This is a genomic window from Planococcus sp. TJ-201, assembly GCF_058268495.1.
Map to the genome: position 1 here is coordinate 200,043 of NZ_JBZDOG010000001.1, position 14,354 is coordinate 214,396.

Annotated in this window: 13 protein-coding genes; 5 read left to right on the forward strand and 8 right to left on the reverse strand. The window is 43.5% G+C overall.

The window, feature by feature from the left end:
• The first annotated feature begins 25 nt into the window (after positions 1-25).
• Positions 26-2,737: an ATP-binding protein gene (locus AC4EG4_RS01145; RefSeq protein WP_490986707.1), complete on the forward strand. Its 2,712-nt coding sequence runs from the start codon at positions 26-28 to the stop codon at positions 2,735-2,737.
• Positions 2,730-3,434, forward strand: coding sequence for a response regulator (locus tag AC4EG4_RS01150; protein ID WP_490978109.1), 705 nt, complete (start codon positions 2,730-2,732; stop codon positions 3,432-3,434). The genes AC4EG4_RS01145 and AC4EG4_RS01150 overlap by 8 nt, the downstream gene beginning before the upstream one ends.
• A 78-nt stretch (positions 3,435-3,512) precedes the next feature.
• On the opposite strand, the gene AC4EG4_RS01155 is transcribed toward AC4EG4_RS01150, so the two are convergent.
• The 3 genes from AC4EG4_RS01155 to AC4EG4_RS01165 form a co-directional block, all read right to left on the reverse strand.
• A complete protein-coding gene (locus AC4EG4_RS01155) occupies positions 3,513-3,983 on the reverse strand; it encodes a FixH family protein (protein WP_490986708.1) in 471 nt (156 codons plus the stop codon).
• A 24-nt stretch (positions 3,984-4,007) separates the two neighbouring features.
• The gene (locus AC4EG4_RS01160) at positions 4,008-5,384 is read right to left on the reverse strand and encodes a PepSY-associated TM helix domain-containing protein (protein WP_490986709.1); all 1,377 of its coding nucleotides are present in this window, start codon (positions 5,382-5,384) and stop codon (positions 4,008-4,010) included.
• Between the two features lie 228 nt (positions 5,385-5,612).
• On the reverse strand, positions 5,613-6,182 hold the full coding sequence (locus tag AC4EG4_RS01165; RefSeq protein WP_490978106.1) for a DeoR family transcriptional regulator: 570 nt from the start codon (positions 6,180-6,182) through the stop codon (positions 5,613-5,615).
• A gap of 247 nt (positions 6,183-6,429) precedes the next feature.
• Between AC4EG4_RS01165 and AC4EG4_RS01170 the strand changes: the two genes are divergently transcribed.
• Both AC4EG4_RS01170 and AC4EG4_RS01175 read left to right on the forward strand, forming a co-directional pair.
• Positions 6,430-7,116: a CPBP family glutamic-type intramembrane protease gene (locus AC4EG4_RS01170; RefSeq protein WP_490978105.1), complete on the forward strand. Its 687-nt coding sequence runs from the start codon at positions 6,430-6,432 to the stop codon at positions 7,114-7,116.
• Positions 7,117-7,493: 377 nt separating this feature from the next.
• Positions 7,494-8,363 (forward strand): cation diffusion facilitator family transporter, encoded by an 870-nt coding sequence (locus AC4EG4_RS01175; protein WP_490986710.1) that lies wholly within the window; start codon positions 7,494-7,496, stop codon positions 8,361-8,363.
• A gap of 13 nt (positions 8,364-8,376) precedes the next feature.
• Here AC4EG4_RS01175 and AC4EG4_RS01180 read toward each other — a convergent pair whose 3' ends face one another.
• The 4 genes from AC4EG4_RS01180 to AC4EG4_RS01195 form a co-directional block, all read right to left on the reverse strand.
• On the reverse strand, positions 8,377-9,087 hold the full coding sequence (locus AC4EG4_RS01180; RefSeq protein WP_490978103.1) for a hypothetical protein: 711 nt from the start codon (positions 9,085-9,087) through the stop codon (positions 8,377-8,379).
• A gap of 283 nt (positions 9,088-9,370) precedes the next feature.
• Positions 9,371-9,580, reverse strand: coding sequence for a hypothetical protein (locus AC4EG4_RS01185; protein WP_490986711.1), 210 nt, complete (start codon positions 9,578-9,580; stop codon positions 9,371-9,373).
• On the reverse strand, positions 9,577-10,329 hold the full coding sequence (locus AC4EG4_RS01190) for an SDR family NAD(P)-dependent oxidoreductase (protein WP_490978101.1): 753 nt from the start codon (positions 10,327-10,329) through the stop codon (positions 9,577-9,579). Before AC4EG4_RS01190 ends, AC4EG4_RS01185 begins: the two co-directional genes overlap by 4 nt.
• A complete protein-coding gene (locus AC4EG4_RS01195; RefSeq protein ID WP_490986712.1) occupies positions 10,326-11,903 on the reverse strand; it encodes an amidohydrolase in 1,578 nt (525 codons plus the stop codon). The genes AC4EG4_RS01190 and AC4EG4_RS01195 overlap by 4 nt, the downstream gene beginning before the upstream one ends.
• 169 nt (positions 11,904-12,072) lie before the next feature.
• On the opposite strand from AC4EG4_RS01195, the gene AC4EG4_RS01200 reads away from it, so the two are divergent.
• Positions 12,073-13,383, forward strand: a complete 1,311-nt coding sequence (locus AC4EG4_RS01200) for a hemolysin family protein (protein ID WP_490978099.1) — start codon at positions 12,073-12,075, stop codon at positions 13,381-13,383.
• A gap of 40 nt (positions 13,384-13,423) precedes the next feature.
• On the opposite strand, the gene AC4EG4_RS01205 is transcribed toward AC4EG4_RS01200, so the two are convergent.
• Positions 13,424-14,353: a sulfurtransferase gene (locus AC4EG4_RS01205; RefSeq protein WP_490986713.1), complete on the reverse strand. Its 930-nt coding sequence runs from the start codon at positions 14,351-14,353 to the stop codon at positions 13,424-13,426.
• Position 14,354: the final 1 nt, after the last annotated feature.

Below are 14,354 nucleotides of genomic sequence, written 5' to 3' on the forward strand. Positions count from 1 at the left end.
TATAATAGAAAAGAGGTGAATATAGATGGAAGAGATGCGCCCAAGCCCTGAGGATTTTCTGGCGAAGATTAAGAAAGAAGAGTACGAAGCCAAAACCGGCAAACTGAAGATTTTTCTCGGCTATGCTGCTGGAGTTGGCAAAACCTATGCCATGCTCGATGCAGCACATGAAGCCCAAAGACAGCAGATGGATGTAGCAATTGGTTATATCGAACCTCATGCACGTCCTGAAACAGCTGCTTTGGTGGATGGCCTTGAACAAATTCCTACAAGAAAAGTCAATTACAAAGGAAAAATTATAGAAGAGTTGGATATTGATGCCGTCTTGGCTCGAAAACCCGAGCTGGTGCTGATCGACGAATTGGCTCATTCCAATGTTCCGGCTATGCGCCATTTAAAACGCTATGGTGATGTGGAAGAGCTGTTGGCTGCAGGCATCCATGTTTATACGACCGTGAATATCCAGCACATAGAAAGCTTGCAGGACTTAGTACAAGACATTACCGGAATAAAAGTACGCGAGCGCATTCCAGACTACTTGATTGATCACGCCAGCCAATTAAAACTGGTGGATATTGAACCCGAAGATTTAATTCAGCGGCTTAATCAAGGGAAAATTTACTCAATCGAACAAGCGGAAAAAGCAGTTCACTCATTTTTTAAAAAGAAAAATTTAGAAGCTCTTCGAGAAATTGCATTGCGAAAAACGGCGGATACTCTTTTTCATCAAAAAAATGTAAAAAAAGAGGCGGCCGAACAAAGGCAGCAAGTAGAAGAACATATATTGGTAGGCATCAGCAGTTCCCCGACCAACGCAAAAGTGATTCGTTCCGCAGCCCGTTTGGCACATGCACTCCCCGGAAAATTCACTGGGCTTTATGTGCAAAGCATAAAGAAAACGCACAAAAGCCAAGCTGATATTGAGCGGGTACAGCAGCACATGAAACTGGTTGAGCAATTGGGGGGCAATGTGGTCATTGTTCAGGAAGACGATGTTTCAGCAGCCATTGCCAACTATGCTTTATTCAGCGGCGTTACCAAACTTGTCATCGGCCGGACAAGTTCAACAAGCAAATGGCGGCCTTTTGATGCTAAGATCAGTGATTCATTTTCCGATTTGCTTCCGAACACTGCGATCCATATTGTACCGGACTCGGAAAAAACACCGTTGCGCAATCCAGATATTCGCTTTCGCCTGACATTCCAATGGATGGATATGCTCAAACTTTTTATCGTATTTAGTTTTGCTACTTTGATTGGTCTTTTTTTCTTAAGGTACGGAGTCAGCGAATCGAATATCATTACCATTTACATTCTGGCCATTTTGCTACTGGCCACTTGGACTTCCGGCTGGCTCATGAACTTTATCAGCTCGTTTGCTGCCGTGTTGACGTTTAACTTCTTTTTTACGGAACCCCGTTTTTCATTTCAGGCGTACCACCAGGATTACCCCATGACATTTTTTATCATGTTTCTTTCCGGGTTGATCGCAAGCAGTCTGACTCGAAAAGTACGGGAACAGGCTGTCGCTGCTGTCCAGAAATCGTACCGGATGGAAGTGCTCTTGGAAACCAATCGCAAGCTGCAGCACGCCAAGTCATATGAAGAAATTATTAAAGAAGGCATGGAGCAAATGGTTAAACTTGTCGAAAAACCCATCGTATTTTCTGAAATACGCAATAAATTGATCGGCCAGACTGATTTTTTTCAAACCGACAATTTAAGCAGTGCTGAAAACCAACAAGCAGCGGCGGTATTTCACAATTCCACAGAACGCGGTGTGGTGACTTGGGTAGCAAACAATAAGCAGATGGCGGGTATTTCAACGGATATTTTTCCAGAAGCGCAAGCGTATTATTTGCCGGTATTGTCCGGCAATGCTGTAACGGGTGTTATTGGCATCGGTTTGTCAAAAGAAACTCCCCTTCCTGCATTCGAACGCCATATTTTGCATGCCATCATTAATGATTTTTCGTTTGCTCTGGATAAATGGCATTTGCAAAAAGTAAATGAAGAAGTGGCCAAAGAAGCAGAACTCGAACAAATGCGGGCAAACTTATTGCGGGCTATATCCCACGATTTGCGGACACCGCTCACGAGCATTTCGGGAAATGCGGATATATTATTGACCAACAGTGAGCAACTCAGCAACCAAGAGAAAAAACGGCTGTACCAGGACATGTACAGCAATTCCAGATGGCTGGTGCAGATGGTGGAAAACTTATTGGCTGTGTCCAGACTCGAAAACGGAGAACTTGGCATCGAACTTCAGCCAGAAATTGTGCTCGAAATTATTCAGGAAGCAATTTCCCACGCAGCAGGCATACAGCAGAGCCACGAAATTATATACAATGTTGAACCCGAATTGCTGATGGCGGAAATGGATGCCCGCCTCATTATTCAAGTTTTTATCAACTTGATTGATAATGCGTTGACTTATACACCCGCAGGCAGCTGCATCGTTTTACATGCCAGTGAAAGGGACGGCAAAGTGCTGTTCAGTGTTCAAGATAATGGACCTGGGATTGACGACGCCTTAAAAGAAAAACTATTTGAACCTTTTACAACCGGAAAGATCCAGCGGAGCGACAGCCGAAGAGGACTTGGACTCGGTCTTGCCCTGTGCCAAACTATTTTAAAATTGCACGGCAGCGAACTGACCGTTGGAGACCACAAGCCGACAGGAACCGTATTTAGTTTCTCACTGAAAAAAGGGATGGTGACAATCGATGAATAAACGAATCCTGATTGTTGAAGATGACATAGCCATCGGCAATTTGATCAAAATGACCTTATCCACCCAGCAGTATGAATATGACTTGGCTGCGGATGGCAAAAGTGCGATTCAAAAAACCTTGTCCTTAAAACCTGATTTAATAATTTTGGACTTGGGGCTGCCGGATATGGACGGCGCCGATGTTATTAAAAGCATCCTCAGCTGGTCGCAAATCCCAATTATTGTCGTTAGCGCGCGCGGCGAAGAGTCCGATAAAATACAGGCTCTGGACGCAGGGGCGGATGATTATGTGACCAAGCCTTTTAGTGTTGATGAGCTGCTGGCACGCATCCGCGCGGCTTTAAGAAGAACCGCAAGCGAGCGCCATAAGGAAAATGAAAGCCCAATTTTCGTTAATGGCAAACTGGCCATTGATTACTTGGCAAATACGGTTTCCGTAAATGGCGAAGAAGTGCACTTAACGCCTATTGAATACAAATTATTGGTTGTGTTGTCTAAGCATGTCGGGAAAGTGCTGACGCACAATTTCTTATTAAAAGAAATCTGGCAAACCGTGCTTTCTTCAGATGTTCCCAGCCTGCGTGTTTTTATGGCCACTCTGCGGAAAAAAATAGAGCAGGACACTGCACATCCAGAATATATTCAAACGCATATTCGGGTAGGTTACCGCATGCTTCGGCACAGTGACCGCGATTAAAAACCATATGTAACTGTCCATCAAAAAAACCGTCCAACTAGATTCCACAGAACCAGGTTGGACGATTTTTATAGGGTACTAATGATGATGTTCAGGTGCTCCTTCTGCCGGTGCGGGTCCTTTTTGCAAACTCTCCAGCTCACTGTCTGAAAGTTCGCCGACTACAAATTGGTGCTGCGGGCTGACGAGAGATCCGTTGTTTCCAGCATGCACTTCCAAGTAGTACAAGCCATCGTTTTCAAATTCCACAGAGAGCTCATACACCCCTTCTCCTGCATTAATGGCTTCTTCCATTGGAAAACGCACCGATCCATCCCGGTTCCATACTTCAAAATGAACAAAATCGGCTGTTTCCAGCAACTCGCCTTCTTGCTGCAAAACAGCCTGCAGCACAATTTTTTCTCCTGAAACAAGTTGATCCGGCGTGTTCACTTTCACTTGGAGCGGCGATTCCTTTGTATATAAATCTGCCGCATCACTGCTTAGCGAACAGCCGCTCAACACCGCTAATCCGATAAGGATAAAAACAATAAAATTGGTTTTTTTCATTTTAGTTATCACCCTTTCCTGCAATTATGCGTTTAACCATTTTTTCACTTTTGGAATGCGTTGAATGATCAACCAGTCGATCAGCCAGACGATGACAATTGAAAGTCCTACAAGGGGAAATAGCAAGCTCAGCACGATCATAAGAATAAAAAAGGATTTTGTTTTAAAAAGTGCAGGTGCTGCCGGTGCGCCCATTCCTTTTCCTGGCTTTCTTTTCCACCATAAATAGACTCCGCTGATGGCGACGAAAATAATTCCCAGGCAGATGAAGAGGCTAAGCAGCTGATTTGCCAATCCAAATTGCGAACCTTTATGAAGCGTAATTCCCCATGCCACGACTTTGCCGATCACCCCATAATTGTCATAGCGGTAATCCGCTAAAACTGCGCCTGAGTATTGGTCAATATGCATTGTCGCCTCGTCTTGTGCTTTTGGCGGAAAAACGGATAGCGTATAAACGCCTTCCGGTTCCTGCGGAATAAAAATAGAATAGCTTGGGAAAATGCCTTCCCGTTCTGCAATCTCCACTACCTTATCCAAAGGCAGCGGAATCAGTCCTTGAATGTCCGAAATAGGAACATCCAAGGTTTCAGCAGCCCATGGCACTTTGGCGATGTCCTGTGTTTGAACGTTGGATGCCGGTGCGCCGCCTACCCAAACAGAAGGCGGGTAGCCTTCTCCTGTATTGGTAGTGAGGGCCTGGAAATTGGCTCCCCAAAAACCTGACCACGGCAATCCGGTCATGATTAAAAACAACAAACCTGCAGAAAGCCAGACCGCGGGCACAACGTGAAGGTCGCGTCTTCGCACCTTTACTCCTTTACGCAAGCGAGGAAACAACACCCCTCCCATTCTTTTTTTCTTCTTTGGCAGCCAAAGAATGAAACCGGTCACGATCAGCACGACGGCCCAGCTGGCTGCCAATTCGACAATTCGGTCGCCGAGTGTTCCAGCCATCAACTCTCCGTGAATTTCTTCGATTTTGTCCATAATGCGGTCTTCGTTGTTCAGTTCACCGATGACGGTGCCGGTATACGGATCTATAAATACCGTTAAGGATTCTTCTCCATCCATAATTGTCACTTCACTTGATCGCGTGTCGCTTTCTCCTGGACGGTATTTAGTAATAATAGCACCTGGATAAATCCGATTTACTTCATCCAGCTGTTCAGTAGCTCCAACTCGCTCCCCTTGCGCGGGAACCTCATAATACTCTTCGTAGAGAACATTTTCGATTTCGGCTTTGAACAAATACACCGATCCTGTTATGGCAAGCAGCACAAGGAGCGGCGCGAAAATGACTCCCGCATACAGATGCCACCTCCAAACTGTTTTGTAAAACTGATTGCCATTTTCTTTTATTGCGGCTGGAGCTGCTTGTTTCTCTGGTTCTTTTTTCATTAGTGATCCTCATTTCCCGTGCTTCGAAAGTGTGCTGGCTTTTTTGCAGGACATGACAGATGTCTATCGTGGCTTATGTAAAAGTTCTCCTGTCAGCTGCAATTCTATTTGGACAACGCAAGAAATTGTGATTTAGATTATTTCTATATCTGTGAAATTGCCTGCTTTTATTTTAAGTTCGTATCGCCGATCCTTTGCCTTTTTAACAATGCAGCAATGCCTTGTTGATTACTTTTTACAGCAAATACTGCCATTCATTTCATTAGAAATACGCTCAATCGCTTGTTCAAATCTGACAATCTCTCCGCCAAATCCTGCTTGAAATTGCTTAGCTTGAGCTGCATTATCAAATGGAATGGCTTGGGGTTGACAGCAATTGAGCTGAAGATCCGCATCAAACAAATAGACTGCCATTTTTGCGCTGATGGTGGTGTCTTTTAAGTAATCCTGGCAAATGATCTGCGCAACTTCTGATTCGATGTCCCGGTAGCGCAGCAGCCCGCAATGTGCACAGCAAGTTTGCTCTACTTGCTGTGATGTTTTGATAAGTTGAAACGCCATACGGGAGTTTGCTGGCTTCAAGCAGTAACTGCAAACTCCGGCTGGAAGAGCAGCTGGGGCAGCCAGTGCAATCCCGTTTGAAGTTTTTTGTAATTTCTGCTGATCGATTAATGGCTGAAGATCACGGTAAACTGTCATTTCAGAAACTTTCAGCCTTTTGCTTAGCTCAGAAATTTTTAAAGAACTTTCCTGCTCCAGCCACGTTAAAATTTGTTGTTGCCTTTCAATTGGCATCATATCGATCTTCCTTTCTCAACTTTTCTTATCGCTATTGGTGAATGAATGCTTTCTTATCATAGAATAAAGGATTCGCTGAAACAACAAGGTTTCGTGATTTTTTGTGAACATTTGTTGTAAAACAACAAAAAACTTCTATTCAAAAATTTTTAAATGAAGTATAACTCCGAAAGGCAGAAAGTCTTATAGACCGAAACTAAATACCTGCTATAATAATCACAAAATTACCTTTAGTGGAGGGTTTCCAATGAATAAGATCATTACAAGTTATGACTTGAAATGGATTGGTCTTGTGATTTCCCTCGTAATATTGATAGTGGTATTTTGGATAGATTTACAAGTTCCACCGAATGGATGGCTTTTCACACTCAAAATTATTGTTGTCCCGTTGCTGTCTCTCGTCGCTTTGCTTATTGGTTTTGGGGTGCAAGGAATCAAAGATCTTTTTTCAAAGCCTGTTAAACCGGTTAAAAATTTTTTTGGTTGGTTCATCATTGCAATTATCGTCAGCATGATATCTGGATTTTTATTGTCTATGATTGTTGATACGCCCCTCCAACCCAATCCAGGAGAAGAGCATTTGGTTCAAACCCTCATCTCGCTGCCATTTGTTTTGCTGTTTGAAGAAGTTATTAGCTTTTTTTTCCTGCTGGCAATAGCGAACTTGATTTTTCAAAAAACAAAAAACTTACTTTTAGCTCAGACTGTTGGGGTTGTGGTAAGTGCAATCATTTTTGGACTGCTCCACTATTCTACTTACTATAGTGGAAGTATGATTGACACATTGGCACACGTGATCTTTGTTCAAGGATTGATTCGAATATTTTTTAACTTGGCTGGATTAAAAAGCAATAGCATTATTATTCCGCTATTGATTCACATCGCTTTTGATGTTTATTCATTTGCTCTTGGCTCTCTTGGATCATTTGTGTAATTTGTTTCAGTTGGTTCGTTTAGAAACACTCTAGCTTTATTCTCTATAAACAGAGCAACGGAAAATATCCGTTGCTCTGTTTATAGAGAATTTTTAGTTTGTATGACTTAGGCTACAAACCTTTTGCTAAGTTAGTTGCATGTAAAAAAACTTTTATATATTGTTTTTTTACTTCTCTCGTTATTCTTTTATCGTATAAAATAGCTTGTAAGTTTACACTGAATCCCATCAAACCAACAAATTTCTATGTCTTTCCTTATTGAAACTTTCTTTCCCACTCACTTTCCTTTTGTTATTTTGAAAAAACTTTTCAATAGACCCACTCGATCTTCATCTGTTACTATACTCTAATGACATTGAGAGTGGGGAAACAGATAATGGAACAAGAAAGATTCGACAACTTAAAGTTAGGTGAAAAAGGAGCGATGTTGAGCATCACTGCCTATCTTATTTTATCCGTGCTCAAATTATTTATTGGGTACACCGCAAATTCTGAAGCCCTCAGAGCAGATGGATTGAATAATGTGACTGATATTGTCGCTTCCATCGCCGTTTTAATTGGGCTGAAATTGTCTCAAAAACCCGCCGATGATAACCATCCGTATGGACATTGGAGAGCAGAGACAATTGCTTCTTTAGTTGCTTCTTTTATTATGATGGCAATAGGTCTGCAAGTCGTCTACACTGCAATCCTCTCTGTCTTTGAAGGAAGCCACGAAGCGCCAGATCTGCTCGCAGCATGGACAGGTATTTTTTCCGCTATCGTCATGTACTTTGTCTACCGGTATAACAATAAACTGGCCAAAAAAATTAATAGCCAAGCTGTCCGCGCTGCAGCTAAGGACAATCTTTCTGATGCCTGGGTAAGCATAGCTGCGGTTGTAGGGATTATCGGTGCTCAATTCAACCTTTCATGGCTTGACCCTGTAACAGCTGTGTTGGTTGGCTTTTTAATATGCAAGACTGCATGGGGAATTTTCTGGGATGCGACTCATGATTTAACGGATGGATTTGATGAAACTATGCTCGAATCGTATAAAGATATCGTTTTGGGCGTATATGGCGTCAAAGGGGTAAAAGATATCCGTGCCAGAAACTATGGCAATAGCGCAGTCGTTGATGTTGTACTTTTGGTCCGATCTGATTTAGATATACGAGTGGCTCATGATATTTCGACAAAAGTAGAAAAAGAATTGATCGCCAAGTTTGAGATTTCTTCAGTTCATGTTCACGTCGAACCAAATTAACTAACTGCCATACTCACCACTCAAAGAAAAATTTTAATGACATGGTGATAACAGAATAAACGAGAACAGCTGTTAAAAAGGTAGGAAAATGCGTTTCTTTTTCATTTGGCAGTTCGTGTTTAAATACTGTGAAAATCATTGCTCCAGACACAAGGGAAAAAATAATGGATTTAAAAAGTGGCGTTAGCTCGGTTGTTAACGCAACGATCCAACCCACCACAATTCCTAGAGCCAAAATATAGCGGCCGTATTTGGTGTATTCGACTGGAAATTTTCTCCACATATCATGGGCAACGGCTACAAAATGCGGACCGATTGCCACGCAATAAAACACAGCTTGTATAGCCGATACTTCGAAAGACAGTACTGAATAGGAGACGAGGGCGTTGTAAAGCGCATAGAACGAAATGACGGACCAAAAGGTGGATCTATTAGAAATATAGTTGTTTTGAATCATGATCTGGATGCCAACAAATAGAACAACTCCGAGAAGACCAACAAAATAAATCTCCGACTCCATCGTCAATCGGCGGTAAGGCTCCTCAATATTCGTTTGTTGTTTGTGCAGAGTCGGAAGCAAGTAAATAAAAATATACGAAACCGCCAATCCACCTGAAAATGAAAACCATTTCATCTGTTTGAGTTTTTCCGTAGGAACAAGAACACTTGCAAAGAAATGAATCAAAATGAACACTAGGCCAATTAAAAATGGAATCAACAGCATGGCTCTATCCCCCCGTCAGATAATGGCAGTTAGTTTTATATAGAAAAATTCAGGTATATTATACATCGGATACGGTTATAAATCGACAGAAATTGACGAATAAAGTAAAGGCTTACAAATCCCAAACTTCTACTTGCATGCATCCTTTATCTGCCCTATAGAATTTGGTTATAATCAGGCCTGCAAGGAAAAACGAGGAATCCAGACCAACAAAAAAGCCCGTAAATGCAAATAAACATTTTACGGACTTTCACTTTATTTGAATTTTTTAAAAAAGTAAAATTTATTTCTTCTGTTTGTTCATTTCTTCGACGGCACCAGCAAACTTGTCAAAATCAAATTCCACGCTGTTCGGCTTGTAGAAGAAGAGAATAGATTCTTTTTCACCTTGGGAAAGCAAGAATGTTACAACAGCTTTAGGGCTTTTCATATCAATTCCTGCTTGGTCGGCATCAGCCAGCTTGAGCAGGATAGGTTCGGGTGTGTTGTTCACTTCAAGCTCCCCTTTTCTACTGCCGGTAGATTGCGAATATCCAAAATAACCGGCAGCTCGTTAAAATCTGGCCTTTGGGTCATTTCCATCAACAAATGTGCTGTTTCTTCCGGACTGCTAAGCATCCCGCTTTCCTTGTAATCCAAAAACTTCTCGATCAATGGAAAATCGGCAGCGTCGCTTTCGCGAATTTTTTCCTGCATACCGGTATCAATAATCCCTGGTGCTACAGAGACCACTTTAACTCCTTCGTTTTCCGTATCCAAGCAAGAACTAAAATGGTCCAGACCCGCTTTTCCGGCACAATAAGCACTCCAGCCCTCATAGGCTTTGCGTCCGGCTCCCGATGAAATATTGATGATTTTTTTGTCCGCCTGGCTGTTAATCAGTTGGCTGATAAATGCGCCACAGAGCAACATCGGTGCTGTTAAGTTGAGCACAATGCTTTGGTTTACTTGAACAGCATCGTTCGTATGTGCGAGTCCAATCGGTTCGATCGTACCGGCGTTGTTCACCAATACAATGGTTTTTATTTCTTTAGGAATTAACGCCACCGCTTGTGCAATTAAATCTTCAATTGCGTCAATTTGTATTAGATCGAACGGCAAAAAGCTATTGCCTGGCCAGTTTTCTGGTTTGGTTCTTGCGATACCAATGACCACATGCCCGGCTTCGCTAAGCTGGCGACTCCATTCAAACCCAATTCCTTTAGATGCACCGGTAATGATGTATGCTTCTTTTTCCATCATGCCTGTCCGCCCCTTTGATACATGATTTCTCCAGCCACTACTGTCATATCCGCTCGTGCTTCTAAAATTTGTTCTTCATTTCCGTTAAACAAATCCCGATCAAAGATGGTAAAATCGGCGTCAAAACCTTCACGAATTACACCGCGCACTGCTTCTTTCCCGATAGCTGCTGCACTGCCGCTGGTATACAATTGAATCGCTTCAAAGCGGGACAATTTTTCTTCCGGCTGATAGCCTTCGTGTGAGTCGTACGGCTTTCTGCGAGTGACTGCAGCGTATATCCCAAGGCATGGATCTACTTCTTCGATCGGTGCATCCGATCCTCCAGCGCAAATCAGTCCGTGGTCGAGCAGTTTTTTCCATGTATATGCCCACTCCAGACGGCTCTCCCCAAGGCGTTCAATTACCCATGGGAAATCAGATGTAACGAAGCTTGGTTGGAGATCCAACGCAACATCTATCTGTTGCATCCGTGCTACCAAATCTTCCCGGACCACCATCGCGTGTATCAAACGGTCACGCTTTCCAGTAGGGACCGGATGCGCTTCAATCGCGTCCAATGCCATTTCCAAACCTAGATCTCCGATCACATGGATTGCAACAGCCTCACCGTGTTTACGGGCGATGGAAACCAATCGCTTAAACTCCTTATCAGATTGAATGGCAACCCCAATTGTTGATGGATCGTCATTGTACGGCTTGCTCAGCAATGCCGTTCTGCCGCCGATCGAACCATCCGCAAAAATTTTCATTGGGCCTGGATCCACAAATGGCTCTGCATATGACGCATTTTCCATCATTTCTTCAAATGCACTGTGCGCCCGGAGCAAATGTGCCCGAAATTTCACTTGGCCGCCAATGACGTTTTTGAACGCCTGCAGGGGACGTGAATAATGGCCGTAGTAGCCCATATCTTCTGTATGTGCACCCGTTAAACCAAGCGACAGCAAATCATCGACTGATTTTTGAAGTGCACGCGTCAAGTACTCGACACTAACCTCTGGAACTTGATTTGCCACCAGGTCCTGTGCTGCGTCCAATAAATAGCCTGTTGGTTCGCCATCTGCATCGCGAACAATCACTCCACCTTCAGGATCTGGACTGTTTTTTGTGATGCCTGCAAGCGCCAAAGCGCTGGAGTTGGCCAAGATCGCATGGCGGCATACCCGTTTCAACATCATCGGTGAGCGGCTAATTTCATCCAGTTCGTGCCGGTGAAATATTTTTCGGTCGGCAAAATTATTCTCATTCCAACCTTCCCCAATAAACCACTCGTCAGGGTTCAGTTCTTGCGTTGACTCGACCAACTGCTCGCGCATTTCTTCTGAGCTTGCAATTTTTGACAGATCGACTCGCATCAATTTCTCACCATGGCCAATCATGTGCATGTGACTGTCGACAAATCCAGGGTACATGCTTTTTCCCTGCAAATCGATTTCGGTATCCGCCTGTCCTCTTAATTCTTCGTACGTACCAATTCGTTCTATGTGATCATCAGACACCAATACCGCTTCCGCGACAGCGCCTTCTGCTTCCATTGTATATATTGTTCCCCCATGCCATAGCACTTTCATCAAACCACTCCTTTTCTCTCTTCTCATCATAAGTTTATTTGACGCTGCATTCAATACACAAGGATTGAATTTTCTTTGATTCGCCCACAAGGTAAATGGGTTGGCATCTATGTTATACTGTCCATACTTATAGAAAGCAGAGGTGAACCCTCCCAGTCGGAGGGACGTATTGGACAGTATACCCATTCTCAATTTGTTATTGGTCGCTCTATTAATCGGACTGACCGCTTTATTTGTTGGATCCGAGTTTTCAATTATTCGTGTGAGAAAATCCCGAATCGATCAACTTGTCTCAGAAGGCCATAAAAACGCCATTTTGACGCAGAAAATCATCCGCAATTTGGATTATTATTTGTCTGCTTGCCAATTGGGAATTACCGTAACGGCACTTGCTCTTGGTTGGTTAGGTGAATCAACTGTTGGACGGATTTTGCACCCGGTGTTTGAGAATTTTGGAATCGAAGGATCGACTGCATCGATTCTTTCCTTTATCATTGCATTTTCCATCATTACATTCTTGCATGTCGTAATTGGTGAACTGGCACCCAAAACGCTGGCGATCCAATATGCGGAAAAAATGGCTTTTATCTTTGTCCGTCCGCTCTATGTGTTCGGCGTCATTTTGGCACCGTTTATCTGGCTTTTGAATGGATCTGCCCGGTTGTTGCTTCGCGCTTTCGGTGTCGAGCCAGCTGTGTATGAACAAGCCCATTCGGAAGAAGAGTTAAAAATTATCATGACGCAAAGCTACCAAAGTGGTGAAATCAATCAAACGGAACTATCGTATATGCAGAACATTTTTTCTTTTGACGAACGTATGGCAAAAGACATTATGTTGCCGCGTACACAAATGGAGACCATTTCACTTGATATGACCCACGACGATTTGATGGAAATTGTACGTGAACATCAGTACACCCGTTACCCCGTCACCGAACAGGGAGATAAAGACGATATTCTCGGCTTTGTCAACGTCAAGGAAATGTTGACCAACTATACCTACAAGCAGGACTTAAACGATAGCATCGTCGTCCACGGCATTCCCTTTGTTCATGACATGGCCCCCATTCAAGATGTGCTGCTGAAAATGCAGAAAGAGCATGTCCATATGGCGATTGTCGTTGACGAATATGGCGGAACTGCGGGAGTCATCACGATGGAAGATATTTTGGAAGAGATCGTCGGGGAAATCCGCGACGAGTTTGACGAGGATGAACGCGACGAGATCAAAGCGGTCGACATCAATAATTATTTATTGAATGGCCGTGTGCTGCTTTCTGATCTGGAAGATCGCTTTGCTATCGAGTTCGATGACAGCGAAGATGTCGATACCATTGGCGGCTGGATTCAACTGCAGAACACCGATATCAATGAAGGCCAATCGGTTGAACTGGCCAATCACTCAATCACTGTACGCGAAATGGAAAATCATCAAATTATTCGTGTATTGTTGACGCGCAACACAGAGCTAACTGAATAACTAAAATTCCCCGCCAGTAAATTCGCTGGCGGGGAATTTTTTATTCTTTTTCCACTAATGATTTTTCATATTCGAACTTTTTCATCAGCATTTCTCCTGAATAGCCTTCTTCGATCAATTTTGACAAAATCTTTTTGGTTTCATCGTCAGCCGCTTCCGGATGTTCACCGCGATCAAATTCAACAACGTTTTCGGCGTCAGTAATCCAATCCGAAAAACTTCCCATATAAAGCCGCAGCTGATCGTAACCTTTTTCCGCAAGAACGACATACAGTGCAGCAGCTGTCACGCCGCTCCCACAATAAACAACTGCCGGTTCATGCTTTTGGACCACCGGGCTAATGTCCTGCTCCAACTGAAACTCGCCTTCTGAGACAAATTGTGCCCAATCCAAATTGCGTGCTCCAGGAATTCTTCCGGCAACTGGGTCAATAGGTTCTTCCAACCCTGCATAACGTGCTGCAGAACGCGCGTCAACCAGTACACCCAGTTCGTCGCCGCGAATAACGGCTTTCACATAATCTTGATCTGCAAAAATCTCTTCATTGAAATCTGGTTTGATTTGGGATGGCTGACGGCTTAGACTATCCGCAGTTACCGCAACTCCCTGTTCCTTAAGCTGGCGAAAGCCTTTTTGGCTGATGTGGACCTTTTCAAAGCCAGCGTATTTCAACAGCCACCAAGCGCGTGCTGCATAAGGCGAACCGCCCTGATCGTAAATAATGATAGAGTCTTCTAAGTTTAAACCGCTCGACTGAAACAATTGGGTCAGCTGCTCTTTAGATGGCATTGGATGCCGCCCTTGAGTTGCAGACATGTCCGACAGGTCTTTCTCAAGGTCCCAAAACACAGCGCCCGCTACATGCTGCTGTTCATACATTTTTCTGCCGGCAGACGGATCTTTCAAATCGAATCGTGCATCTATCCACCTATGGTTTTCGGTATCGGTCGTTTCAATAAAAACTGACATC